This window comes from Sulfitobacter noctilucae (assembly GCF_000622365.1).
In the GTDB taxonomy this organism is placed as follows: domain Bacteria; phylum Pseudomonadota; class Alphaproteobacteria; order Rhodobacterales; family Rhodobacteraceae; genus Sulfitobacter; species Sulfitobacter noctilucae.
Genome location: NZ_JASC01000014.1, coordinates 78,760 through 104,402 on the forward strand (window position 1 = coordinate 78,760; position 25,643 = coordinate 104,402).

Consider the following 25,643-nt stretch of genomic DNA (forward strand, 5'->3'; position numbering starts at 1 on the left):
AATCAATGGAGAGCGACATGACACTTTTACTCGGCGATACTGTGCCTGACTTCAAAGCGGATACCACGACAGGTCCAATCTCGTTTCATGACTGGATCGGCAACGAATGGGCTTTCTTCTTCAGCCATCCCGCAGATTTCACCCCGGTTTGCACGACCGAAATGGGACGCACCGCGCAACTGGCCGAGGAATTCGCGAAGCGCGACGTGAAACCGATCGGATTGAGCACAGATACCGTCGACGAGCACCTGAAGTGGATTGCTGATGTGAATGATACGCAGGACACCACGCTACGGTTTCCCATTGTGGCCGACCCGGATTTCGCAATCGCCAAGCGCTACGAGATGATCCATCCCGGCGAGTCGCAAACTGCTGCTGTACGGGCTGTCTTTATCATCGACCCTGATAAGAAACTGCGTTTGTCGATGACCTATCCGATGAGTGTGGGCCGAAATTTTGATGAGATACTGCGGGCGATCGACGCCTTGCAGACCGGCGACGCAAAAGGCGTGGCCTTGCCCGCCGATTGGCGGCCCGGCGCACGTGCGATCATTCCGCCGTCACTCTCCAATACTGAGGCAACTGCCAAATTCCCGCAGGGCTTTGACGAAATCGGCCTTATCTGCGCACAGTGGATATTAGCACGACCTGACCCGCGCCTGACGGGCACCAATTTTTGACAGGTAAAACTGTATCGCCCGACCTGCGGTTGAGCACAGAAGCAAACTGTGTATCAGCCGCAGGTCAGGCGCCGCGCGTGTAAGGCTAATTTACATCAATTCTCCATACATCTACTGATTGACGCCGAATGGTGCTTAACCCCGCGCGGATTGTCGGCACTTTGTTTCAATTGCCTAACGCGGAACCGGGAACACCATGCAGAACGATCCAGCCTATTTTCTCTACCATTCCATTGGCCTGTACCCTGAGAAGGCCGAGGATATGGCCGCGGCTTTGACCACATTCTCGCAGGATTGGTCGGCAACAGATGATGGGCAATGGCCCACCGTACTGACAGCCCGGCAGGAGTTCATAGACCTGTGGAGCAAACTGATCAACGCGCCGCAAGGCACGTTGACCTCCGCCGAAAACGTGACTGCCGCGCTGTTCTCGGTGCTGGGGGGGCTGCCGCCGGAGCGGTTGCGCGGCAAGAAGGTTCTGATTGCGGCCGATTGCTTTCCTTCGCTGCATTTTATGTTGAACGGCATGGCACCACGTCTGGGGTACACGCTTGAAACTGTTCCGATCCGGCAGGGAGCCTTCTGGGTTAGTGACGAAGATATGCTGGCCGCTTGGGACGCTGACGTCGGGCTGGCGCTGCTGACTTTTGTCACCTCCACATCATCGCACCGATGCGATCTGGATCTTCTTATCGAGCACGGCCACCGTATGGGGTCGCTGATCGGGGTGGATCTGACCCAAGGCATTGGAGTTCTGCCCTTTTCTCTGAACAAGACGCCGGCGGATTTCGTCATATCGACCACGCTCAAATGGCTTTGCGGGACACCGGGCGCAGGGATCGTTCAAATGCGCCCCGATCTGATCCCCGAAGTGAAGCCGGAGCTGCGCGGCTGGTTTTCGCAGGACAATCCGTTTTCCTGGGATCTGGATGCCTTCGACTATGCGCCCGATGCGCGACGGTTCGAGAATGGAACACCTTCGGTTCTGGCCTGTGTCGGCTCGGTTCCCGCGCTGAGGTGGCACGCCGCGCAAAGAGATTTGCTGAGCCACAATCAGCACCTGACCCAAGCGATCATCGCAAGGGCACAGGACGCAAAGATGACCATCGCAACGCCATTGGAAGACGCGCGGCGCGGGGGATCGGTGATGGTGCAATTGGCGGATAATGCGCCGGGGCTGGTAGACGCGCTGCGCAACCAGGGCATTCACGTTGATATGCGCGGGCGAACCTTGCGCATCTCCCCGGGTGCAGTGACCGAAATGCGCCATGTCGACAGATTGTTCGACGCTCTGACGACGTTGATCTGACCAAGCGCTACAGCGCGTTAAAGAACCGCTGCATCCGGTCCATTGCGTCTTCGAGTACAGCCATCTCTGCACAGCCGAAGCAGACCCGCAGATGTCCTTCGCCGGCGTCGCCGTAGAAGCTGCCAGCCTCGACGACCACGCCGGTCTGTTCGAGCAATTGATCGGCACAATCCTGCGCTGAAAGCCCCGTCGCGGATATGTCGGGGAAGGCATAGATGGTCCCTTCGACCTCGGCACAGCGTACGCCGGGCATCTGGTTCAGCCGGCCCACGACCAAATCGCGCCGTTCCCTGTCACGGGCGACCATGCCTGCCAAAACGGACGGATCGCCCGTCACCGCCGCCAGCGCCCCATGTTGGATAAACGTATTCACATGGGTCACTTCGGTGGTTGTGATCTTCATCATCGGACCAATCAACGCGGCATCGGCGGCGATATATCCCAACCGCCAGCCGTCCATCGCATAGGCCTTGGTAAAGGCACCCATGGTGATAGTCCGTTCTTTCATTCCCGGCAGGGATGCGATGGAAATATGCTCGGCCCCGTCATAGGTAATTTCTTCATATACCTCGTCCGAGAGCACCAGAAGATCATGCTCCAGTGCGATATCGGCCAGAATTTCCAGTTCGGCCCGCGTATAGACACGGCCCGTCGGGTTGCACGGATTGATCAGCGCGATGGCCCGCGTGTTTGCTGTGATCTGCGGCTCGATCAGGGCGCGATTGATAGCAAAGCCGTTCGCAGCATCCAGCGGCGCGACGGTGACCGAGGCCCCGGCCATTTCCGCTTTGCCGATGTGTTGTGGATAATAAGGGGCCAGCAACAGGCACTCATCGCCTGCATCCAGAAACGCCATGAAGGCGGCGAAGGACGCTTGTGTCAGACCGTTGGTGATAATCACCTCATTAGCGGTGACATCCATTTTGTTCTTGTCGCGCAGTTTGCCCGCAATGGCGGCGCGTAATTCGGGCATGCCTTGCAGGTCTGAATAATGCACATCGCCCGCCTGAAGGGCCGCGACGGTTGCCTCTTTGATATGCTGCGGCGTGTCCTCTGCCGGCATACCAAGCTCGAGGTGAATAAGGTCGCCTTCCATTCCTACCGCTTTGGCAAACATGCCAAAATTCTTGGGCGAGGTATTGGTAATGCGGCGGGCAGGGCGGATCGGCATCGCGTGTTCCTTGGCAAGGGTCGGTGGCTTGGCTACACCTAACGCAGATAAATCAGAAAGGGCAGGGGTATGAGCAAGGTAGCAGTCGTGACAGGGGCCGCAGGTGGCATGGGACAGGCGATTGTGACGCGCCTGTTGGCCGATGGCTGGGCGGTGGTGGGCTTTGACATCGACGCCGAAGGGCTGGCCGCGATGGCACAAGACGGGTTTGCCGCGATGGTCGTTGATCTGATGGACCCGGAGGCGATCAGGGGCGCCTTTGCGGAGATCAACTCAATGCTGGGCGGCGTTGATGCCCTGGTGAACAATGCAGGCACCTGTTTCATGTCAGACTTCCCCGACATCCCCGAGGATGAGCTGGAGCGCCAGATGCAGCTCAATTTTTCCTCTGCCTTTCACTGTTGTCAGGCTGCGGTCAAGCTGATGACAGGGCGGGACGGAGTGCGCAAAATCGTCAATATCTCTTCCAACGGGGCGTATAATTTCGACGTCTTCGATCCCCCCCACTACCGCGCCTCCAAGGCGGCTTTGGACACATTGACCAAGGATCTGGCCCGCCGCTACGCCACCGAGAAAATCGCCGTCAATTCGATCGCGCCCGCGATGACGGAGACACCGCTTTTTGGTGTGCTGACCGAGGATGTTCTGGCAAAGGCGGTCGCCGCCATGCCGCACGGCCGCGCAATGCAACCGGAGGAGATCGCCGCCTGGGTCGGCTTTTTGATGTCTCCTGCTGGCGATGTCTCAAGCGGGAATGTGATCATTCTTAATCAGGGGCGCGATGTGCGGTAGGATCGAACCGATTGTTTAACGTCAGCGCAAGGAAGGTCACTCGAACCAATGCGGCGCTTTCTTCAACTCGGGCCATTGCTCGGGCGAATGGCCAAAGATCACAAAAGCATCCCGCGCGGCGGCCATCGCCATCAAACGGTCTCCATGAAGAATGGCCTGATCCACATCCCATGATCCGGCAAATTTTTCGTTGATCTCGGACGCCCGGCTTATGGCATCCGAGGTCAGCAGGACCCAGCCCGTCTGTGGCAATGCTATCATAAAGGCCAATTGCCCCGGCGCGTGACCGGGGCAGTGCAGCACCTCAAACCCGGTCCCAAATGTCATATCCCCCTCAACCAACAGATACTCCCGATCCGGCCATTCCATCGGCTGTTTGCCAGACCAGTACAGTGGGCGTGGCAAGGCACGCTCGGCAGCAGAGATCAGAATAGGCGCGTGGGGATAACCCGCCATATCGCCCAGATGGTCGATATGCGTATGGCTTTGGATCATCAGCGTGACGTCGGTTTTTGACAGACCAAGCTTGCCCAGCTGCGCCTCCGGCAGGTTCTCCGGCGTGACAGAAAGCACTCTGCCAAAGCTCCCCAATGCATCTTGCTCTGTCGCGGCGTCCGCATCATGGGCATATTTTTCGGGAAAGCCCGTGTCGATCAGAACGACCTCATCCGCATCAGTTTCGATCACAAAACCACAGATGCCAATGGTGCGCGGTCCGGCGTGGACTTCGAACAATCCATAGTCCAGCACAGCCAGACGTTTCGGTTTGCCCCTCAAGGTGAATTGGGTACTCATGCCGGCATTGAGGAGAGAGGCACGATGAAAGTCAAGATACACAGATTGTTCCAGTATTTACTGGAAACCACCGAAGCGGCACCGGAAGCGATTGTCGGATTTTCGCTGTCGCAGTCGCCCGTGTTGGGCGATTTTCTGGATGATCTGGATCCGGCGCAGACGCTTGACTGGAACAACCGCGACTTTCGCGGCCTGCCGGAGTTGCGTGAGCATGTCTTGCGGCAAGCAGGGTTGGACCGCGTGTGCAAAGCGCAGGACGTATTGATCACGGCAGGCGCGGCAGAGGCGAATTATCTGGCAATTATGCAGCTGCTACAGCCAGGTGACGAGATCGTTGTAGAGACCCCTGGCTGGCCGCAAGCGGAGGTTCTGGCCAAGGCCATCGGCGCAAAGATTATCCGCGTAGAACGGCGCGAAGCCAATGGCTGGGCTTTGCCGCTGGATGAGATGCGCGATGCAGTCACGCCGCGCACCAAGCTTGTCTTTGTCAGCAATCCTAACAACCCGACGGGTCATCTTTTGCAACAAGCCGAAGTAGAAGAATTGGTGCGGATTGCCGACCGCGCAGGTGCGTGGCTGCTGGTGGACGAGGTCTATGCCGGGCTGGAATGGCAAGGGCCGCGCGCGCCCTCTGTCGCCGGTCTCTATGAGCGCGGGATCACCACCGGTTCCGTCAGCAAAGCGCTGGGCATGCAAGGTCTGCGGACAGGCTGGCTTATTTGCCAAGACGCAGAACTGATGATGGATGCGGTGATCCTGCGCGAAAATGCATCTGAAATCATGAACATTATGGGCGAGGTCATCGCAGAGATTGCCTTGCGCCCCGGCCGCTATGAGTCAGCGATGCTCAAGGCGCGAGAGGAAGGTGCCGCGAACCTTCGGCAAATGAACGCTTGGGTCGATGCGCAAGAGAGCTTGAGCTGGGTTTCGCCGCAGGCCGGGTTAATTGGCCTTGCCCGGCTGCCGCAGGCGATCGACAGCGATGCCTTCGCCACAACGCTGCTGGCTGAGCCTTATCGCACCTTCCTGCTACCCGGCAGCGCCTACGATCAACCCAATCACATTCGTCTGGGTGTGGGGGGCGGCGCGGCGGTCAATCTGGACGCGGGGCTAGAGCGCGTGGCGCTAGCATTGCGAGAATGGGAGACAACCTGAGCCTCTTTGGCTTTTCCTAAGTTTGAGCCAATGCCGTCATATTTGGTGCTACGATAGCGTTTCTGCTACCTGAGATAGAAATTCTGCTAATATAACCAAATGGTTATCGTCACTGTCGCGTTTAGGCTCTAATCAAATGTGATGGATGTTGCAGGCTGGGATTTTTTCGAAGAGCGGATCGCAACTCTGGTTCTGTTGGAAAACCATTCTTTGCCACAGGCCATCGGTGCACTCTGTGACGCCTATCCTGAAAGCAGCGCTGATCAGCTTCTTCTGGCCGCGATTTCCTTTGCGACCCACTTGGATACAACATCTGGCCATGTCGAGGATAAAGCGCTGGCGCAATCGCACCGTCGTTATCGGGTCATCGCTGCCTTGGCGGCAGATTTGGCACTTCTACCCGACGGCAAACGACAATGTGAGGACCTGCGGCTGTTCTGGCAGGCATCTGGAAGTGAGGTCTTTTTCTGACAGGCATGACTGCCTGCCATCTTATCAGTTAGGTATAGGAGCCAGCCTTGCCGGTGGCCGTGCTAGTACCACTTCGCAACCGGCGGCAGGCTCATCAACACGGCCTCAGGATCATGGCCGGTTTCCAGACCAAATTTGGTGCCACGGTCGTAGACAAGATTGTATTCGGCATAAAGCCCACGATGCTGCAGCTGTACTTCCTTGTCTGCGTCGTCCCACTTGGTATTTCGCCGTTTGTCGACCAGCGGCACAAAGGCTGGCAAAAAGGCCGCCCCCACATCCTGCGTCAATCTGAAATCCGCTTCCCAGTCGCCTGTATTCCGATCATCATAAAAGATGCCGCCAACACCGCGCGCCCGTTTGCGGTGCGGAATGTAGAAATACTCGTCGGCCCAAGCTTTGAGTTCGTCATAAAGCGCATCACCATGAGGGTCGCAGGCCCCCTTCATCTTGCCGTGAAAATATGCGGTGTCTTCTGCGTACTCAATACAGGGGTTAAGGTCGGCCCCGCCGCCAAACCACCAGGCATGCGGTGTCCAGAACATGCGTGTGTTCATATGCACGGCAGGGACATGAGGATTTTGCATGTGTGCCACCAGCGAAATGCCCGAAGCCCAAAAGCGCGGATCGTCCTGCATGCCGGGGATTCCCTTGCGCGCCGCCATCGCCGCCTGCGCCCGTTCGCCCAAGGTGCCATAAACGGTCGAGATATTGACGCCGACCTTCTCGAAGACACGGCCCCCGCGCATCACACTCATTTCACCGCCGCCCGCATCCGTGCCGTCATCAGACGTGCGCGAGGTCTTGCGCACCTCAACCCGGCCTGCCGCACCGTCGCTTTCGTGTCGGTCTTCCAGCGCGTGAAACTCTGTCACAATATCGTCCCGCAATTGGCGGAACCATGCAGCCGCACGGGCTTTTTCGATGTCGAAGGTATCTGTCATGATGTCTGTTCTCAGTTTGTTTCCGGCGTAGCCTAACGCTGCGCCGCCGCAGATAAAACAGACATCTGCCCCCCGATCTTTGATCTAAATCAGTCTTTGTCCGCAAACAATTCGACGCAGGGCAGGGGGATCAGTTATCGTAGTAAGCGCTATAGGCTCCATAGCTGTCACCATAGCCATAGCGCTTCATCTGGCGTGCGTTGATTTGGCTGAGCACCAAACCAGAAACCTTGATGTTCACATCTTCAAATGACCGCAGCCCCTCGCGCACCTGCCGATGCGTCGTGCTGTCCCATTTTACGGTATACACAATAGCATCCACAGCTTGCCCGATAATCCGTGCATCCGGCACAGCCAGAACTGGTGGCGTATTAATGATAATACAATCATATATTTCACGCGCTTCGGTAAGGAAGTCTGTGAACCGATCGGAAGAAAAGATATCGGCGGCGTTTGTCTTAGCTTTTTCGCCGACCAAAACATCCGCGCCTAGGTCATCGACAAATATCGTGGCTTCTGACAGCGCGCGGTCTCCTGACAGTACTGACAACAGGCCTACGTCCCCTGGGACATCAAAGTACTGGCTGAAAACACGGCGCCGAATATCGCCTTCGATCAACAAAACCCGCTTCCCAAGACCGGTCAAATTTTGCGTGAGTGCAAGGGATTGCGTCGTCTTGCCTTCCTGAGGGATGGAAGAGGTCGACATGATGACCTGTGGGCGTCGGTCAAGGTTGGACAACAACACTGAAGTTCGAAGATTGCGGATCGCCTCAGCCGCCGCAGAGGTCGGCTTGTCGACCAGATATTTAAGAACGTTCTTACGACGCTGGGCCGGAATCGTAGGAACCTGGCCGATCACAGTGTAACCGGTTCTACCTTCCAATTTAGAAGCGTCGCGGAAGGTCGTCTGAGCAAATTCGCGCACCAGAACATACCCAGCCCCAAACATCAGACCCAACATCATAGAGAGCGCCAGTATCAGTGATTTACGCGGAGCAGATGGGAGGTTGGGCACCACTGCACGCGAGAGAACGCGGCTGTCGGCCTGCTGTATACCTTCCTGAACACTGGTTTCTTTCAACCGGCTGAGGAAAAACTCGACAATCAGGCGGCTCGCCTCTGACTCGCGCTGCAGTTGCTGCAAGCGAACCAAATCCTCGGACTGGCTTTCGATCTGCTGTTCTTGCTGGCTGATCGTATCCTGAAGTGCTGCAATTTGGCTTTCTGCACGGTCAACTTCGAGCTGGGCGCGCCATGCTGGTCGCTGTACGGTGGGCCTTGAGATAGGTTGCGTCGATCAGCACGGTCTTCTCTTCGCCGTGGCTGGCCGCCAGACCGACCGTCATCTGCGCTCAGATGCCCTTATTGCTCTAGCGCTTCCAACGGTTGTAGAGCGCATTGTGAGAACCGTACTTCCTCGGCGTATCGCTGAACTTTAAGCCATTGTTATTGATGAAGATAATCCCCCTTAGCACATGCTGATCGTCAACGCGTGGTTTGCCATGGGGCTTTGGCAAATAGGGTCTCAAAAACGCCATCCGCGCATCGCTCAACCAGAAAAGATCAGCCATGTCACCGCTCGTTCTTCAACGGTGGGTCATACAGCTTTCCGGAAATGAATGGGTCCTATCGCTAGGATCATCCAATCCGGCGGACTTTGGTGCTGTGACAGCTTGGCATCTGAATGCCCGCAATGCCACGAACATGACATTGGCCACTCGTTTCATGATGCAGCCGAATGATGTTGTCTTCATCGCTGAGCAGCTAATCACCCGTTGGAACCGTGCGCTGAGACAGATCTTCCCATCGCTGATCGGTCTGGCAAATGTCGCCACGAACTAAGTCTGAGCGGGGTAAGCCCCGCTCGTTCAGATCACTCGGCATGAGATCGTCATAAAGTTCTACTGATCCACAAGACCGGTGCACCATACGGTCTAGTGGGACATGCTCAGGTGAGCTTCACGCTTCTGCACCCAGCCGCGCTTCCTGCGGTCCTTTGGATGTATTGTATGGAAGCGGGCGGACCAATTTCAGCGGCACTGCTTGATGTGTTTTGTGGCGCATATAGCGGCGACTTCAGATCGCCGCTCGGGAGGTATCCCGAGCGCTCCCACGCTAACCGAAGACCGCAACATGCTCGTCAGTAGTTGTGAACCGTCTTGATCTGGAACTCACCGAAAAGCTCACCACTCCACTGTCGCGACTGCGCAATGCGGCCCCTGCTGGTATCGACCCAGTAGGTGTTGGTGAAGGATTGATCGAGGTTGTTACATGTCTCGACCATACGCCGGGTCCGGGTTGCGCCATTGTGCAACTGGATCGTTTCTGACCCTTGGTTCTCGATGGTGCAAATATAGGCCCGCGTGTCGGTCGTATTGTTTCCGGTCAGGAAGGTGTGCACCCGCTCTACCTGGCCCGAGCGGCCTGCAAGAATGGCGCTGGCTGACGCTGATACATCAGAGGCCAGCATGCCTGCACCCACACCGCGTGTGCCATGCAAGACGCCACGATCAAACGTCAACGCAACGCCGTCAGTGCCCAGCCATGTTTCAATGCTGCCACGGCCGCTTTCGCGTAGAAAGCCACCCTGGATCCCGGATGAGGTGATCGTGACCTGCAGTGCAGGACCACCACCGGCCTGCAAGAGGGGACGGAACCGAGGGAACTGGCCATCGTAGGACGGGCCAACAGGTTCGTCCAACAACACGTTCAACGCGCGGTCCTGAAAGCTCTGTTCACCGCAGGCACCAAGGGCCAGTGCTGCACCGAATGCTATGCTAAGGGACCATTTCATCGCAGATACCGTCCCCAACCATCGCGCAGCTCTTTGCCGCGGTATTCCCGAACCTGACGGTGCAGGCGATTTTGCACGTTCAGCCTTGCACCACCATCACGCTGCACCGGCCGGATTGTCTGGCTCACGATGGTTTTGCTTGGGTTGCCGGTAAGGAAGGACAGCGGCACTTCAAACCGGATGCCCTTGTCAAAGGACCCTTCGCCAAAATCAGTCGAGCTGACATCGGTCACTGTAAAGAAGCCCCCTACACGGAAGCCGTTGTTAAACTCGCGGTCCAGAGAGAACGTGGCCCCCCAATCGCCCGCAAGGTAGCGTCCCGCGTCGACCTGACCCAGAAAGCCGTTGCCGAAGTCATAATAGGCGGAGGCATGTCCGGTTACGACATCGTAGTCCTGAAAGCCGAATAGCTTGTCGAAATCGCGTTGTTTGGCATAGTTTACTTCGGCCCCGAGCGCGAGACGACTGCCAACTGGATACCACAGCAATTCCGCCGACACGCCGCCGAACATGCTTTCCAGGTAGCCACCCGTGACCCGGCCGAACAAATCCTCTCCCGGGCGGAATTGGTATTCAGAGGTCAGCCTGTTTACCTCGAAATCAGATTCCTGCGCATAGCGCACCGCATTTGTGCGCACCGGTTCGATGAGCGAGTCCGACACGCGATCTGAATCTTCGATGTTGCCTGCCACCGGATAGCGGAACTGGCCTGCAAACGTCATCCCCGGTGTCGGGCGGAAAGACACATCAAACTGTGCACCGACCTCGACCCGGACCGGATTGTCGGGATCAAAAAATGAAAACGCGGCATAGGGTTTCAAACCGTAGTCAAAAATCGGGTAGAGGTCGGACAATTCGCCGTTTCTGCCCTGATCTGCAGCGTCCTCGATCCGGGCGCGGGAATAGGTCCGCCACGCCCCGTCGTAGTCATACTGCAAGTCTTCCAGATCGGAGCGCTTCGTCACAACCCGGCTGATCGGGACGCCGCGTTCCTGAAACACTACGGTCAGCTCTTCGACATGTGGTGGCAGTGTTGTGGCCATCGCGCGTGCTGCTCGGCCTGCGGCCTGCGCCTCGGCACCAAAGAGGTTGTTCTCGATACGTACGGTGGCGCGGGTGCGCTCTAGGGTAAAGCCTTGCAAGACCATGCTGTTCTCGGCCAGTTTTGCGCGCAGCACTTCCTGCGCCGCGTCCTTGCCTCCGCCAAGCGCCGAATTGTTCCAGGCCGCCACTGCCAGATCATTGCGTGACCCGACCGGTCGGGGCGACGCATCGCGTCCACCGGGGATCGCTGGCTTTCTCGGGTCGAGCACATAGCTGAATTGCGCACCGATCTCATTGCCGCCTACAACGAACGCCTTGAGATCGACGCCGTTATCGAACCGATGCTGAAGCCCGACGTTCAACGGCAATGAAATATCAATCAAGTCCAAGTTTGATGCGCGATCGTAGGTATCGGTGGAATACTCGGCAAAAACCTTGGTTTGTTCGTTGAATTTATAGCTCGCACCGGCAAAAAACGATGCCGGTCCTCGGAACCATTCATCTGATTCCAGTCGCCCACCGTCACCCGAAGTGCCAGAAGGTCTTGTTTCGAAACGATCGTCGATCACGCCAAGCGGGTTGGTGAAGCTGCCGCGTCCGGCAAACCTTCCCCACCCGATCCCACCAGTCAACTCGAACCGTGACCCAAAAGACTTGGTCGCGACGACATACTCTCCGCTAAATCTTCCTGTGCCCAAAAAGTCGCGCAGACCAACGGCAACGGCAGGACGTATGCTCTTTTCATCTAGGAGATTGATATGAATGTCGAAACTGCGATCGAATGTGGCCCCACCGTCTCGCGCTTGATCATCGAGCCTGCTGTAGCGAAAGCTGCCGGAGACACGAGGCAGAACCTGAAAAGTGACCGTGTTACGAATAGTAGGGCCGACAATACTGCTTGTGAAAGCGAGTTCGCCATCATTCAAACGACGGGCCGTGGGCATTTCAACAATGCCGGGCGTGCCGTATGTCGAAAGCGAAGTGCGGTTAGATTGGGCGGTCGCGCTGGTCAGAGCCAGTACGGAAGCTGATCCGAAGGCCAGCAGGAAAAATGGAGAAGTTCGAAGGCGCGATATTGCGCTAGCTATGCAACAATATGCCGTTAAGCCGCAATTTGTTGCCCCGGAGTATCAGTATCTCAATCCCACGGCTGGTCGGGATCAGGCAGTGGAATAGACGCGAGAAGTTCGCGGGTATAGGCGGCTTGGGGCGCAGCAAACAATGCATCTGTATCACCTTGCTCGACGACTTCGCCGTGATGCAGCACAAGAACGCGATCGCAGAGCCTGCGGATCACCGACAGGTCGTGGCTGATGAACCCTAGCGTCAGCCCCAATTCGCCCACCAGTTTACCCAGTAGATTCAACACCTGCGCTTGGCTTGATACATCAAGGCCCGAAACAATCTCATCGGCGAGGATGAAATCGGGCCGCAGGGCGATAGCGCGGGCAATGCCGACGCGCTGGCGCTGACCGCCCGAGAGTTCATGCGGGAAACGGCGTGCAAAGCTGCGGGGCAGGCCGACCATGTCGAGCGCCTCATTCACGCGGGCAGTCAGTCCATCAAAGCCGTACAACTTCAACGGCCCTGCAATGATCCCGCCGACCCGGCGGCGCGGGTTCAACGACGACATCGGGTCTTGAAAGATCATCTGAAAACGCTGCCGCATCCCGCGCAACTGATCTTCGGTTTGGTGGGTGATGTCGGTGCCATCAAATGCAATTGTACCGCTATCAGGCTCCAGCAGGCGCAGCATCGCGCGGCCCAAGGTGGATTTGCCGGAGCCGGAACCACCAACAATGCCGAGAACGGCCCCTTTCGGCAAATCAAAGCTGATCCCTTTGAGCACGGGCGTACGCGGTGCCGCCCCCAGCAGGGGTTTGCGCGTGAGATCAGGAAAGGAAAGCCGAAGATCGCGGACTTGATACATCATGTGCCCGCCCTCGCATCGTGCCAGCGAACTTCAGCCTCAACCTCTTCGATCACCGTATCAGAGACCGGCGTCAGACTTCCCAACGGATCTTCGTAACTGGGTGTGGCCGAGAGCAAGGCGCGCGAATAGGAATGGATCGGTCGCATGAAAAACCGCTGCATCCGGGCCTCTTCGACCACTTTGCCGGCATAGAGAACACTAAGAGTATCACATACCTTGGACACCACGCCCAGATCGTGGGTGACAAAGAGCAGCGCCGTACCATGCCGCGCCTGCATTTGAGCGATCAGTCGAAGGATCTGCTTTTGCACCGTGACGTCCAGCGCGGTCGTCGGCTCATCTGCGATGATCAGCTTGGGTTCGGCGGCAAAGGCAGAGGCAATGAGGATGCGCTGGCGCATACCGCCTGACAATTCGTGGGGGTAGCTGCGCATTACTCTTGCGGCATTGGGGATCTGCACCTCGTCCAGCAGTTCCAGCGCGCGGGCCTCGGCCGCCTGCTTCGTCCAGCCAAGGATATCGATCAGCCGCCGCGTGATCTGTGGCCCGATCCGTTTCGAAGGGTTCAGTGCGGTCAGCGGATCCTGCGGGATCAACGCAGCCGTAGCCCCGATGCGCCGCCGCCGTTCGGCCGCGGACAGCGACAGCAGATCGACACCGTCCAGCCAGATTTCTCCGCCCGTGATCTGCAAAGCGCGGGGCAGGGTGCCCAGCACCGCTTTGCCGATCATCGATTTACCCGCGCCGCTTTCGCCGACCAGCCCGTGCACCTGACCCGCCGCAACATTCAGCGAAACGGACCGCAGGATCACCGGGCCAGAGCGCAGCCGCACCGTCAGGTTCCTTATGATCAGATAGCCGCTCATCTCAGCACCGGATCAAAGCGGTCTTTCAACCCTTCGCCCAATTGGCTGAAACTCAGCACCGTGAGGAACAACGTGATAAGCGGGAAAACCAGCACCCACCACGCCTGATGTACCGATGTGCGCCCTTCGGCAATCATGCCCCCCCAAGTAGGGCTGTCGGTGGATATCGAGAGGTTCACAAAACTCAGGATCGCTTCGACGATCACGGCAATGCCCATTTCCAGCGTCAGCAGGGCCACGATGGTGGGCAGCACGTTGGGCAGGATCTCGGTCAGCATGGTGCCGAACCGGGTGCGTCCGGCCACTTGGGCAGAGGCGACGTAATCCATCGCCCCCTGTGTCATCGCCTCGGCTCGGATTACGCGCGCAAAGCGGGTCCAATCAATCACAACGATGGCGATGATGATCGAGATCAGACCGGGACCCAGTACCGCAATAAGCAAAATTGCAAACAGCACGGGCGGAAAGGCCATCCAGATGTCGACAAAACGGCTGATAATCCGGTCGGGCCAGCCGCGATAATAGCCCGCGATCAGGCCCAGCGTCGCACCGATGACGCAGGTCAGCGTACCTGCCACCAGCGCCACAATCAGCGCCAGCCGCGTGCCATAGAGGATACGGCTTAGCACATCACGGCCCAGCGAATCTGTGCCCAGCAGATACCCCGGTTCCGCTCCCTGCACCCAGAAAGGCGGCATGCGGCCCAGAAACAGGTCTTGCATCAGCGGATCTTTGGGTGCGATCCACGGGGTGAAAAGTGCGCCGAGTGCCAGCAAAGTCAGCCAGCCGCCCGAGAGCCACAACCGTAGACCGATAGGTCTGCGAATATCTCCGCGCGCATCACGCATGACGCAGCCGGGGATTCAGTACAACATAGAGCATATCGACCACCAGATTGACGATGGTAAACAGGAGCGCAAAGAGGATTACGATCCCCTGGATCAGCGGCAGGTCGCGGTTGATCACCGCGTCGATGGCCATATTGCCAAGCCCCTCGTAGCTAAAGAGCCGTTCGATGATCACAGTGCCGCCGATTAGAAAGGTGAATTGCACGCCTACCAAAGTCAATGTGGGCAGGATTGCGTTGGGCAGAGCCTCGCGCGTGATGACGTGGTTCTCACCATATCCCTTGGTGCGGGCAAGCGTCACATAATCCAGATGCATGGTTTCTTTCAGCGATTGCTTCAGTAGTTGCGCGATGATGGCGGCTAGCGGGATGGCCAAGGCCAGCGCGGGCATGAACATGTGGCCAATGAGGTCGGCGAGGACGTCAAAGCGAAGCCGCACCAGGGCCTCGAAGAAATAGAAATTCGTGTTGAAATCAATGTTTAGCGCGGGCGAGATGCGGCCCGAGATGTGGAACACCGGCCAGAGCACGCCGAACAACAGGATCAGCACCAACCCCCACAGAAAATCCGGGATCGACAGCGCCATGCCGGCGCTGATGTCAACCGCGCCTTCGGTCTTGGTGTCGCGGTAGCGGGTGCCCAAGAGGGCCATCGTTCCGCCGATCACAATCGCGATGGACAATGCAAAGATCGACAGCTCTAATGTGGCGGGCAGGCGGCCCAGCACGAGCCCGGCTACCGGTTGGCGCAATGAAATGGAGGTGCCGAAATCGCCCTGCATCACCCCGCCCAGCCAGATCACGAATTGCTCAAAGATGGATTTGTCGAACCCGTATTGGGTCTGCAACCGCGCGATATCGGCTTCGGTGGCACCGGGTGGCAGCATCATAGCAATCGGATTGCCGGGCACCACGCGGATCACGACAAAGACAATCACCGCCACGCCGATAAGCGTCACAAGCGTCGTCAGCAGACGGATCAAGATGTTGCGGAGGAGTGTCATGTATTCTGCTCGAAAATAGGCGGGGCCATCTGCGCAGCCCCGCCTGTATTAAAATCTAACTCAGGACCGCGTCATCAGGTGGGGCAACAGCGCACCCGAGCGGTGGGGCGTCACCTTGACCCGCGCATCATGAATGATGGGCTGGACGTATTGCAGCAACGGGATGACTTCGGCGTTTTCAGCCACCAACCGGTCCACCGCTTTCCAGCCTTCGATGCGCTTGGCCTCATCTGTTTCGCCCCACAGCGGCAGGATCGCGTCAAAGGTCTCCTTGCCGTCCCAGACCGAATGGGGGGAGGGGCCGAACATTGCGAAACCCGTCGATGTTGTCGGATCGCCGACGGAGTTGCCCCAATTATAGAAGGCAGCAGGAGCCAGCTGATCGGCGGCACGCAGCTCGAAATGTTTGGCGATCTCGTAGACTTCAATCTCGGCCTCAATCCCGACACGGCGCCATAGGCCCACAATGGCCTGAACCATTTCATAATCCTTGGGTTTGAACCCCTTGGTGGTCTGGATTTTGAATTTCACAGGATTGTCCGGGCCATAGCCGCTGTCGGCCAGCAGTTTTTTGGACAGTTCCGGGTCGTAGGCCACTTTGATCGTCTCATCAAAGGCCGAATAATCCGGGGTCTGCAGCGTGTCGATGGGGACGCCGTAGCCTGACAGCAAGCGCTCTATTATCAGCGGTTTGTCGATGGCATGGGCGGCCGCCTTGCGCACGTTAGGGTCTGTCATGACCTCGATATCATTGAGAAAAATCATCCCGATATCGGAAACCGGCTCGGCCACGCCCGCCAATCCGTCCTTGGCCTTGAGCCGGTCGAATTCCTCATAAGGGATTTCCAGCGTGACATGGGAGTTGCCGGATTCAACTTCGGCCACACGGCTCGCCGCATCGGTCACGAACTTCACCGTCACCGTCTTGAACTCCGGCGCGCCGCCCCAGTAATTCTCGTTGGCTTTGAGGCGCACAAAGGCGTTCCGCTCGAACCGCTCGACCATATAAGGGCCGGTGCCAATGGGTGCAGCCTCGAACCCGTCCGCGCCGACTTCTTCATAGTATTTCTTGGGCATGACATAGCCTGTCAAAAAGGACATCCACTTGAAGAACGTGGGATCATATTCTTTGACATCAGCCGTCACACGATTGCCGTCAGCCATCACGTTTTCAACCTTGCCCCAGACGAACTGGATCGGGCTGCCGGTGTCCGGATTGGCGACGCGGGTCAGCGACCATGCCACATCTTCCGCGGTCAGCGGGTCGCCGTTGTGCCATGTCACGCCTTCGCGCACATCCATCCAGATCTGACTGTTGTCATCGTTCCAGCCATAATCAGTGATGATGCCAGAGCCGAAGGAAAGGTCTGGGTTCTGCGGGATGAAAAGGTCAAAGACAGACTGGTAGAACCCCTGAATGGTCGGATTCACCGCAGAAAGCCCCACTGTCGGATCCCAGCTGGGCAGGTTCACATTGTAGGCCACGACCAGCTCATCAATTTCCTGCGCAAAGCTGGGAAGACCGATGGTGGTCAAGGCCGCCACGGCGGCCGATGTCTTGAGCAGGCTTCTTCTGGATAAGGTCATTAAAATTTCTCCCTGTTATGGTCTTTTGTTATTCAGTTTCCGGCCAGTTTCTTGGCCAATAATGTGCCTGGCCCCGCGCCTGTGCCGCCGCCGGGCCAGACGGCCGCGCCGGTATGATAAAGGTTTCGGATCGGCGTTGTGCCATCGGCGTAGCCGCGTGCGGGACGGTTCATGAAATGCTGATGCAGGTGGTGGCTGCCGCAGACCTGATCCCCGCCGACAAGGTTGGGGTTGTCGGCCTCCAACATAGTGGGCGTCACGATATGCTGGCCAAGTATTTTGGCGCGGGTGCCCGGTGCATAACGCTCCAGAATACCCAACGCGCGATTGGCAAAGGGTTCCGCAGCGCTTTCCCAATCGGTTGCGGCATTCTCGCCTTTGGCGTCGCCCTTTATCTGGCCGGGGGCCATGCGCACCTGCAACCACAACACATGTTTGCCCTCAGGCGCACGACTGGGGTCCACGACGGTGGGCTGGCCGCAAACGATCACCGGCTCATCCGGCAGCAAACCTGCCTTGGCCTGCGCGTAGGTGCGGGCCATTTGATCCATGGACGGTGCCATGTGAACATAGGCAAAGCGCTTTAGTTCGGGCGCAGACCAGTCGGGCAGGGCATCCATTGCCAGATGAATCATCATTGTGCCGGGGGCGTGCTGGAAGCTTCTCAGCTTCTGGTCATATTTTGTATCACTGGTGTCGCCTGTAAGCTTGGCCAACGCGGCAGGGGACACGTTGGCGATCACGGCTTTCTCAGCCTCGACCAGCGTGCCATCGGCCAGGATGATGCCAAAGGCGCGGCCCGCGGCCTCTTTGATACCGGTCACGTTGGCGTCGCAGTGCACGCTGCCGCCGCGCGCTTCGATCATACGGACCATGGCATTGGTGATCGTGTTCGCCCCGCCTTGGCCGAGGACCATGCCAAAGGCCTGCCCCGCCATTGCCTCGAGGTACGGAAACACCGCACCGCCCGCGATATCAGGGGCAAAATCCAGATGCATGCCCCAGGCGGCAAGGGTCGCCTTGACGTGCTCGGATGTGAAGGTTTCATCCAGCCAGGCACGGGGCGACATCATCAGGAATCCGGCAAGGTCTAGCGTGCCGCCACCGCCGTTCTTGCGCCACAGCTTCCAACCTAAAGATGAAACTGCACGTAAATTCATCGCGCTGCCCAAGACGCCAAATATTGATTCGGCTTGCGCTGGAAAGTCATCGGTCAGTTGCTGCCACGTCTGTGCATCCGCATCTGAAAACCCGCGCACCCGCGCTGTTGTTAAAGCATGATCATTCGAGATGCCCAGCCAGCGGCCGTCTGGAAAAACACTGGCAAAGGGATTGGCGGTTGGCGCAAAAGCCAGTCCGTATTTTGCCAGCTCTGCCGCGTTTTCAGTGTGAAATGCCGATCCCGCAAACATAGACAGGTTCATCGCAGCCCAGTCGTGGCGAAACCCCGGCAGCGTATAGGCGCCTGTTTTGACGGCCCCTCCGGGTTCGCCGGCCTGTTCGTACACGGCGACTTTCCAACCGCGTGCGGCAAGGTGACAAGCACAGGCAAGCGAGTTGTGGCCTGCGCCGATGATCACTGCATCCGGGTTTGTCGCCATGCGTTCCTACATCTTTCTATCGATAAGATAATTGCAAACGCATATAATTTTGTCTAGCTTTTGATTCACAGATACAACTGCGGGGGGAACCTGCGGACTTCAGGGAGATTACAAAATGAGCGCATCTGATGTAGTGACCAATTTAGGGGCGATGCTGGCCTCTGGTGGTGTAGAGGTCGTCGATTGTTCGGGCGTCTTGGGACCGGAGACGCCAATTCTGCAATTGCCGCCGGATTTTGCCAAGAACACGCCCAAGGTCGAGATCCATAAGATCAGTGAGTACGACAACGATGGCCCGTTCTTTGCGTGGAACTGGATGGTACTGGGTGAACACTCTGGTACGCATTTCGACGCGCCCCATCACTGGATCACCGGCAAGGATTACGAGGACGGTTATACCGACAAGCTGGACGTGCAGCGGCTGGTGGCCCCGGTGAACGTGATCGACTGCTCCGAACAAACACAAGAAGACCCCGATTTCCTGCTGACTGCCAAAGGCGTGAAGGAATGGGAAGATGCCCATGGCGAGATCGGCAAGGGCGAATGGGTCGTGATGCGCACCGACTGGGACCAGCGTGTCGACGACGAGGACAAATTCCTGAACGCAGATGAAACGGGGCCGCACTCCCCCGGTCCGACACCTGATTGCATCGAATACCTTCTGAGCAAAGGTATTGTCGGTTGGGGCACCCAGTGCATCGGTACCGACGCAGGGCAAGCTGGCGGGATGGAGCCGCCTTATCCGGCGCATAATCTGCTGCACCGCGATAATTGCTTTGGTTTGGCGTCGCTGGCCAATCTGGACAAACTGCCTGCCAAGGGCGCGATCCTGATTGCGGCACCGCTCAAGATCAAGCACGGCACCGGCTCTCCGATCCGCGCGCTGGCGCTGGTTCCCAAAGGCTGAACGCGGTGGCGGCGTTCGATCATCTGATCATCGGGTCGGGCATCAATGCCTTGGTGGCCGCCGCGATGCTGTCGCGCAAAGGCGATAGCGTGTTGGTGATCGAACGCGAGAACCGCGTGGGCGGCTGCATGTATACGTCTGATGACGTAACACTGCCGGGCTTTCATCACGACGTGATGGCGGCAACCTTTGTGTTGTTCCTGACCGGCCCCGCGCACGAGGCGTTAGGGGCCGATCTGGCCGAGCACGGACTGGAGTTCTGCCATACCGCGCACCCCACGGCCGTATTGCGCCCTAATGGGTCTGCGCTGGTGCTGAGCACTGACAGGGCTGCAAATGTCACAGCGTTCGACAAGTTGTCCGCAGGTGACGGCGATCAACATGCCGCCGATGTGGGCGCGGTCGAGGCGGATGCGCCGTTTCTCTTTGCGCTTCTGGGTCAACCGCTCTGGTCCCGCCAGACGATAACGCTGCTGGCGAAACAGGCGTGGAAACGCGGGCTCGGCCCTCTCAAGACATGGTTCGGCGAGGCGATGGAACCTGCGCGTGGCCGGCTGGAAACCCGCTATGCCGCGCCAGAGATCCAAGCGCTTTGGGCCCCTTGGGTGCTCCATGTCGGCTTGACCCCCGAAGCGACCTATGGCGGGCAAATGGCGCGGGTCATCGCCTTTGCGCTGGAGGCTGCCGGCGCACCGGTGGTCAAAGGCGGTGCCGGACAGGCAGCAGCGGCGTTTCAGTCCTTGATCGAGGCGAACGGCGGCACGTTCCGCACCGGGGTCGAAGCGACCAGGATTATCGTAGAAAACGGCAAGGCAATCGGTGTCGAGACATCGGAGGCCGAGCGCATACTGGCCAAGAACGTGATCGCCAGCACGGCCCCCGGACAGTTGTATGACAGGTTGCTCGGGGATCAGCCGCGTCCGCAAACTGCCAAGAAATTCCGCCACGGACGGGGAAACTTCCAACTGCATTATGCGCTCGATGGCCCGATTGAATGGAACGCCGAAGGGCTTGAGGATGTGGCCCTGATTCATCTGGCCGATGGCATCGATTCGGTCTCAAAATCCTGCAATGAAGCGGAACGCGGCATGCTGCCTGTGCGCCCGACCATCTGTGTCGGCCAACCCCACAGGTTGGACCCGACCCGCTGTCCCGAGGGTAAAGGCGTGTTGTGGCTGCAAATCCCCGATGCACCGGGCGTGATCAAGGGCGATGCTGCGGGTGAAATCGAGACAGAGACGACCTGGACCGACACCATGCGCGAGGCGTTCGCCGACCGGATCGAAGCGATCTTGGCCAGCCACATACGCAATTGGGAACAGATCAAACTGAAACGCCGCGCCTATTCGCCTGCCGATCTGGAACGGATGAACGTAAACCTCGTGGGCGGTGACCCTTACGGCGGGGCCTGTACGCTGGACCAATTCTTTGTCTGGCGGCCCTATGCCGCACAAACGAACAACAGCACACCGGTTGCGAACCTCTATCACATCGGGGCTTCCACCCATCCCGGTCCCGGTCTGGGCGGTGGATCGGGCTTGAACGTGGCGAAGGGATTGGGTGCATGAACAAGGCAGAACCGACCATCGCCCAAGCCCCCCGGCTGGGCGAAATGGGTCTCGAGAATTTTGCACCCTATCTGATGAACCGGATCATTGGTCGCTACAACGCAGCCCTGTCCTCCGAGATGGCAGAGATGGGGTTGACCACGCCGCAAATGCGGTCGCTCGCTGTGCTTTCGGTGATGGATGGCTTGCTGATCCGCGAACTCGCGGTCTATGCGGTGGTGCAGCAGTCCACGCTTAGCCGCGCACTAGAGACGTTGGACCAGAACGGCATGATCCGCCGTGCCCCCGATGAACAGGACAGCCGCGCCACCCGCGTTTTCATTACCGACGCGGGCCGTGAGGCTTATATCCGGCTTTGGCCACAGATGTCTGACGCCTCGGAAGCGATGTTCAAAGGCATCAGCGAAGAGCAGCGGCGAGCCTTTGTCGGAACATTGCAAACCATGTTGCGCAACATCCGCAAACACGATTTCTAAGGAGATAGCATGGCTGAACGCTCGTTCAAAGCCGAGGTGGAACACCTGCGCAAAGGGGATGGCGACGTCTTTACCGGCGAAGGGATTTTGGCCATCACCAAAGCACTTTTGGAAAACGGTGTGGGCTATGTCGGCGGCTATCAGGGCGCGCCGATTAGCCATCTGATGGACGTGCTCGCCGACGCCGAGGAGCTGATGGGCGAATTGGGCGTGCGGTTTGAAGCGAACGCTTCAGAGGCCGCCGCCGCGGCGATGTTGGCGGCGTCGGTGCATTATCCCATTCGCGGTGCGGTGACCTTCAAAGGACCGGTCGGGGTCAATGTGGCATCTGATGCTTTGGCCAACCTGTGTTCAAGCGGCGTGAACGGTGGCGCGCTGATCATCGTTGGCGAAGACTATGGCGAGGGGAGTTCCATCATGCAGGAACGCTCCCACGGATTTGCAATGAAATCGCAGTTCTGGATGCTGGACCCGCGTCCCAACCTGCCCTCAATCACGAAGGCGGTGAAGGACGGGTTCGAGCTGAGCGAGGCGAGCAACACGCCGGTTATGCTTATGGTGCGCATCCGGTCTTGCCATGTGACGGGCAGTTTCGCGACCAAGGACAACGTGCCGCCGCCGCTGACCATGAAGCAGGCGATCGCCAACCCGCAGTCCGATTTCCGCCGCGTGGTGCTGCCACCGATGAGCTATCTGCATGAACAGGACAAAGTGCAGAACCGCTGGCCCGCCGCCGAGAAATTCATCGTCGAGAATGGGCTGAACGAACACTTCGGCCCCAAAGACGCCAAGCTGGGTATCGTGGTGCAGGGCGGCATGTACAACGGCGTGATCCGGGCCCTGCAACGGCTGGGGCTCGCAGATATCTTTGGCGAAACGCAAGTGCCGATCTACTGCCTGAACGTCACCTATCCCATCGTCAAAGACGAATTCGACGCCTTTTGCGCGGGCAAGGATCACGTCATGATCGTGGAGGAAGGCCAGCCCGAACATATCGAACAGATGCTGGGCAACTTCCTTTTCAAGTCGGGCCGCAAGATCAAGCTTTATGGCAAGGACGTGCTTCCGATGGCCGGCGAATACACCGGTCAGGTGATGCTGGACGGCGTGACCGCGTTTCTGCGCAAAGCCGCTCCCGACATGCTGCCGGGTCAGGTGCGCGCTCCTAATCAGGAAGCGGCCGCGATACCGGACCTCAGCAAGACCGTGCCAATCCGCCCACCCGGTTTTTGTACGGGGTGTCCCGAACGGCCAATTTTTGCAGGGATGAAGCTGGTCGAGCAGGAGTTGGGCAAGCACCAGATCACCGCCGACATCGGCTGTCATCTTTTCGGTTCCCTTCCGCCCTTCGAGATTGGTGGTGCTACCATGGGCTACGGCCTTGGGCCTGCGGCCAATGCGGCCTTTGATGGTGGGGGTGAACGGCGCGCCATCTCGATCCTCGGGGATGGCGGGTTCTGGCACAACGGGCTCAGTTCCTCGATCGGGAACATGGTGTTCAATAAATCCGACAACGTGGTGATGATCGTCGATAACTATTATTCCGCCGCCACAGGGGGGCAGGATATTCTTTCCAGCCGTGCGCAGAATGACACCAAGTCGACGGGCAATCCCATTTCGGCAGCGTTGAAAGGGGTCGGCGTGGAATGGATACGCCAGATCGACCACACCTATGACGTGGGCAAAATGCGCGACACTTTGAAAGAAGCGCTCACCACCGATTTCAAAGGACCGAAGGTGATTGTCGCCTCCTCTGAATGTATGTTGAACAAGCAGCGCCGTGAAAAGCCGATCCGCACCGCGGCCATCAAGGAAGGCCGCCGCGTGGACGTACCGCGCTTTGGCATTGACGAGAACATTTGTACTGGCGACCACGCCTGCATCCGTCTGTCGGGCTGTCCGTCCCTGTCGCTTAAGCGGTTGGACGATCCGCTGCGCGACGATCCAATCGCGCATATCGACCAGACCTGCGTAGGCTGCGGCAACTGTGGTGAGGTGGCCGATGCCGCCGTGCTTTGCCCGTCGTTTTACCGTGCTGATGTGGTTCACAATCCCGGCGGTTTTGAGACATGGCGCGCGGGCCTGCGCGCGGGCATCATCGGCTGGCTGCAAAAACGCCGTGACCGCAAGCGGCTTCGGCTGGGCGGGGCTGCCGCATGAACATGGTGTTGCCTTCCAAAACGACGGATGCCCGTGTGGCGCAGATCATCAAACTGGCGGTGATGGCCGTTGGTGGGCAGGGCGGTGGGGTGCTCACCGGCTGGATCGAAGCGCTGGGCCGGGCGCAGGGCTATGCCGTTCAGGCGACAAGCGTGGCAGGCGTGGCCCAGCGCACGGGTGCGACGATCTATTACGTGGAGATGGCTTCGATGGATGGTGGTACGCCGGTCTTCGCGCTGGCCCCTTCTGGCGGCGATGTCGACATCCTGATCGCGGCCGAAATGATGGAAGTGGGCCGCGCCGTGATGCGCGGCTTTGTGACGCCGGATCGCACAACATTGATCGGCTCGACCCACCGCGCTTTGGCGGTGTCTGAAAAGACCATGCCGGGTGACGGCATCGCCAATGCGGACGAAGTTCGCGCCGCGGCAGAGCTTGCTTCTCAGCGGATGATTTTGGCCGACATGGATCGGCTAGCCGTCGATCAGGGGTCTGTGATTTCCTCCAGCCTTTTCGGCGCTTTGGCCGGGTCCGGTGCCCTGCCTTTCCCGCGTGAAGCGTTCGAACAGGCAATCCGTGACGGCGGAAAATCGGTAGATGCATCTTTGCGAGGGTTTGAGGCAGGGTTTCAGGCGGCGCAGGGCGAAACAGATCCTCTCGAGGACGTCAGTGCACCGCCCGCGACGCCCAAGATCGTGGGGCCGAAGGCCCGCATGGGCAACTGGCAAGCGCTGATCGAACGCTCGCAAAGTTTGCCCGCGCCGGTGGTTTGGATGGCGCAGGCCGGTCTGATGAAAGTCGTGGATTTCCAGGATTGTGGCTATGGCCGCGTCTATCTGGACCGGTTGGATCAGGTGGTTGCACAGGACAGCGCAGATCACGATTGGCAGTTGAGCGTTACCGCCGCGAAATATATCGCCAATGCTATGGCCTATGATGACATCATCCGCGTGGCGGACCTGAAGACCCGCGCGCCCCGCCTGCACCGCATTCGCGGTGAGATGGGCGCGAAAGACGGCAATTTGGTTGAGCTGACCGAGTTTTTCCATCCCCGTGCCGAAGAAGTTGCCAGCCTGATGCCCGCCAAGATGGGCGCGCGTTGGGAGGCGAACCCTAAACGCATGGCGTTGCTGAACAGGCTTTTCAACAAAGGACGGCGTTTGCGGACCCATACGCTCAGGTCCTTTCTAATGCTACATTTTCTGGGTGGGCTGAAAGGCTACCGGCTAAAAACCCGCCGCCATCAGGTAGAGGTCGCGCATCTTGAAGGCTGGCTGCGCGACAGTCTCGCGGTGCGCGGCCAGGACTATGCATTGGCGGTCGAGATGTTGAAAAATCGCCGTCTGGTCAAAGGCTATTCCGACACGCACGCACGCGGGCTGACCAAATTCGGCACCGTGATGGGGGCCGCGACGCTTTTGCAGGGTCGCAAGGATGCAGCGGAGTGGATGAACCGCCTGCGCGAAGCGGCTTTGCAGGACCCCGAGGGCAAAGCTCTGGACGGGGCGATCCAGACAGTGCGCAGTTTTGTCTGAT

Annotated in this window: 23 protein-coding genes and 1 pseudogene; 11 read left to right on the forward strand and 13 right to left on the reverse strand. The window is 58.4% G+C overall.

Translation table 11 applies throughout. The annotated features are described in order from the left end of the window. Positions 1-17: 17 nt before the first annotated feature. Together Z945_RS0110540 and Z945_RS0110545 are read left to right on the forward strand one after the other, a co-directional pair. The gene (locus tag Z945_RS0110540; RefSeq protein ID WP_025052071.1) at positions 18-680 is read left to right on the forward strand and encodes a peroxiredoxin; all 663 of its coding nucleotides are present in this window, start codon (positions 18-20) and stop codon (positions 678-680) included. Between the two features lie 196 nt (positions 681-876). Beyond that, positions 877-1,989, forward strand: coding sequence for an aminotransferase class V-fold PLP-dependent enzyme (locus tag Z945_RS0110545; RefSeq protein WP_025052072.1), 1,113 nt, complete (start codon positions 877-879; stop codon positions 1,987-1,989). Between the two features lie 7 nt (positions 1,990-1,996). On the opposite strand, the gene Z945_RS0110550 is transcribed toward Z945_RS0110545, so the two are convergent. Further along, the gene (locus Z945_RS0110550) at positions 1,997-3,160 is read right to left on the reverse strand and encodes a pyridoxal phosphate-dependent aminotransferase (RefSeq protein ID WP_025052073.1); all 1,164 of its coding nucleotides are present in this window, start codon (positions 3,158-3,160) and stop codon (positions 1,997-1,999) included. A 69-nt stretch (positions 3,161-3,229) separates the two neighbouring features. On the opposite strand from Z945_RS0110550, the gene Z945_RS0110555 reads away from it, so the two are divergent. Continuing rightward, positions 3,230-3,952, forward strand: coding sequence for an SDR family NAD(P)-dependent oxidoreductase (locus Z945_RS0110555; RefSeq protein ID WP_025052074.1), 723 nt, complete (start codon positions 3,230-3,232; stop codon positions 3,950-3,952). Positions 3,953-3,988: 36 nt separating this feature from the next. On the opposite strand, the gene Z945_RS0110560 is transcribed toward Z945_RS0110555, so the two are convergent. Next, entirely contained in the window at positions 3,989-4,747 is a 759-nt protein-coding gene (locus tag Z945_RS0110560) for an MBL fold metallo-hydrolase (RefSeq protein ID WP_025052075.1), read from the reverse strand. A gap of 24 nt (positions 4,748-4,771) precedes the next feature. Between Z945_RS0110560 and Z945_RS0110565 the strand changes: the two genes are divergently transcribed. Continuing rightward, the gene (locus tag Z945_RS0110565) at positions 4,772-5,902 is read left to right on the forward strand and encodes a pyridoxal phosphate-dependent aminotransferase (RefSeq protein ID WP_025052076.1); all 1,131 of its coding nucleotides are present in this window, start codon (positions 4,772-4,774) and stop codon (positions 5,900-5,902) included. 138 nt (positions 5,903-6,040) lie between these two features. Continuing rightward, complete coding sequence (locus Z945_RS0110570; RefSeq protein WP_152541110.1) at positions 6,041-6,373, forward strand: hypothetical protein; 333 nt, start codon at positions 6,041-6,043, stop codon at positions 6,371-6,373. Positions 6,374-6,435: 62 nt separating this feature from the next. Here the strand turns inward: Z945_RS0110570 and hemF are convergent, their stop codons facing one another. The 3 genes and pseudogenes from hemF to Z945_RS19615 form a co-directional block, all read right to left on the reverse strand. Continuing rightward, the gene (gene hemF / locus Z945_RS0110575; protein WP_025052078.1) at positions 6,436-7,317 is read right to left on the reverse strand and encodes an oxygen-dependent coproporphyrinogen oxidase; all 882 of its coding nucleotides are present in this window, start codon (positions 7,315-7,317) and stop codon (positions 6,436-6,438) included. A gap of 130 nt (positions 7,318-7,447) precedes the next feature. Then, positions 7,448-8,464, reverse strand: a complete 1,017-nt coding sequence (locus Z945_RS0110580; protein ID WP_052862647.1) for a polysaccharide biosynthesis tyrosine autokinase — start codon at positions 8,462-8,464, stop codon at positions 7,448-7,450. Between the two features lie 109 nt (positions 8,465-8,573). After that, positions 8,574-8,891: pseudogene (locus Z945_RS19615) on the reverse strand (transposase); the annotation flags it as partial. Here Z945_RS19615 and Z945_RS0110590 point away from each other — a divergent pair. Further along, positions 8,890-9,162: a hypothetical protein gene (locus tag Z945_RS0110590; RefSeq protein ID WP_025052080.1), complete on the forward strand. Its 273-nt coding sequence runs from the start codon at positions 8,890-8,892 to the stop codon at positions 9,160-9,162. The pseudogene Z945_RS19615 and the gene Z945_RS0110590 sit on opposite strands and share 2 nt — an antisense overlap. 298 nt (positions 9,163-9,460) lie before the next feature. Here Z945_RS0110590 and Z945_RS0110595 read toward each other — a convergent pair whose 3' ends face one another. Genes Z945_RS0110595 through Z945_RS0110630 form a run of 8 tightly spaced genes read right to left on the reverse strand, consistent with a single transcriptional unit; the run spans position 9,461 to position 18,996 of the window. Beyond that, positions 9,461-10,114: a YjbF family lipoprotein gene (locus Z945_RS0110595; protein WP_025052081.1), complete on the reverse strand. Its 654-nt coding sequence runs from the start codon at positions 10,112-10,114 to the stop codon at positions 9,461-9,463. After that, positions 10,111-12,246, reverse strand: a complete 2,136-nt coding sequence (locus tag Z945_RS0110600) for a YjbH domain-containing protein (RefSeq protein WP_338152110.1) — start codon at positions 12,244-12,246, stop codon at positions 10,111-10,113. Before Z945_RS0110600 ends, Z945_RS0110595 begins: the two co-directional genes overlap by 4 nt. A 50-nt stretch (positions 12,247-12,296) precedes the next feature. Then, the gene (locus Z945_RS0110605; protein WP_025052083.1) at positions 12,297-13,091 is read right to left on the reverse strand and encodes an ATP-binding cassette domain-containing protein; all 795 of its coding nucleotides are present in this window, start codon (positions 13,089-13,091) and stop codon (positions 12,297-12,299) included. Beyond that, positions 13,088-13,957, reverse strand: coding sequence for an ABC transporter ATP-binding protein (locus Z945_RS0110610; RefSeq protein WP_025052084.1), 870 nt, complete (start codon positions 13,955-13,957; stop codon positions 13,088-13,090). Before Z945_RS0110610 ends, Z945_RS0110605 begins: the two co-directional genes overlap by 4 nt. Then, a complete protein-coding gene (locus tag Z945_RS0110615; RefSeq protein ID WP_025052085.1) occupies positions 13,954-14,805 on the reverse strand; it encodes an ABC transporter permease in 852 nt (283 codons plus the stop codon). The genes Z945_RS0110610 and Z945_RS0110615 overlap by 4 nt, the downstream gene beginning before the upstream one ends. Beyond that, positions 14,798-15,808 (reverse strand): ABC transporter permease, encoded by a 1,011-nt coding sequence (locus Z945_RS0110620; RefSeq protein WP_025052086.1) that lies wholly within the window; start codon positions 15,806-15,808, stop codon positions 14,798-14,800. Before Z945_RS0110620 ends, Z945_RS0110615 begins: the two co-directional genes overlap by 8 nt. A gap of 60 nt (positions 15,809-15,868) precedes the next feature. Beyond that, the gene (locus Z945_RS0110625; RefSeq protein ID WP_025052087.1) at positions 15,869-17,395 is read right to left on the reverse strand and encodes an ABC transporter substrate-binding protein; all 1,527 of its coding nucleotides are present in this window, start codon (positions 17,393-17,395) and stop codon (positions 15,869-15,871) included. A gap of 32 nt (positions 17,396-17,427) precedes the next feature. Beyond that, on the reverse strand, positions 17,428-18,996 hold the full coding sequence (locus Z945_RS0110630) for a phytoene desaturase family protein (RefSeq protein WP_025052088.1): 1,569 nt from the start codon (positions 18,994-18,996) through the stop codon (positions 17,428-17,430). 115 nt (positions 18,997-19,111) lie between these two features. On the opposite strand from Z945_RS0110630, the gene Z945_RS0110635 reads away from it, so the two are divergent. The 5 genes from Z945_RS0110635 to Z945_RS0110655 are packed head-to-tail and all read left to right on the forward strand — an operon-like array spanning position 19,112 to position 25,642. Then, a complete protein-coding gene (locus tag Z945_RS0110635) occupies positions 19,112-19,903 on the forward strand; it encodes a cyclase family protein (protein WP_025052089.1) in 792 nt (263 codons plus the stop codon). A gap of 5 nt (positions 19,904-19,908) precedes the next feature. Further along, positions 19,909-21,471, forward strand: coding sequence for a phytoene desaturase family protein (locus tag Z945_RS0110640; protein ID WP_025052090.1), 1,563 nt, complete (start codon positions 19,909-19,911; stop codon positions 21,469-21,471). Then, positions 21,468-21,947, forward strand: coding sequence for a MarR family winged helix-turn-helix transcriptional regulator (locus Z945_RS0110645; RefSeq protein ID WP_025052091.1), 480 nt, complete (start codon positions 21,468-21,470; stop codon positions 21,945-21,947). The genes Z945_RS0110640 and Z945_RS0110645 overlap by 4 nt, the downstream gene beginning before the upstream one ends. A gap of 9 nt (positions 21,948-21,956) precedes the next feature. Next, positions 21,957-24,107, forward strand: a complete 2,151-nt coding sequence (locus Z945_RS0110650) for a thiamine pyrophosphate-dependent enzyme (protein ID WP_025052092.1) — start codon at positions 21,957-21,959, stop codon at positions 24,105-24,107. Then, positions 24,104-25,642, forward strand: coding sequence for an indolepyruvate oxidoreductase subunit beta family protein (locus Z945_RS0110655; protein ID WP_025052093.1), 1,539 nt, complete (start codon positions 24,104-24,106; stop codon positions 25,640-25,642). Before Z945_RS0110650 ends, Z945_RS0110655 begins: the two co-directional genes overlap by 4 nt. Position 25,643 lies beyond the last annotated feature (1 nt).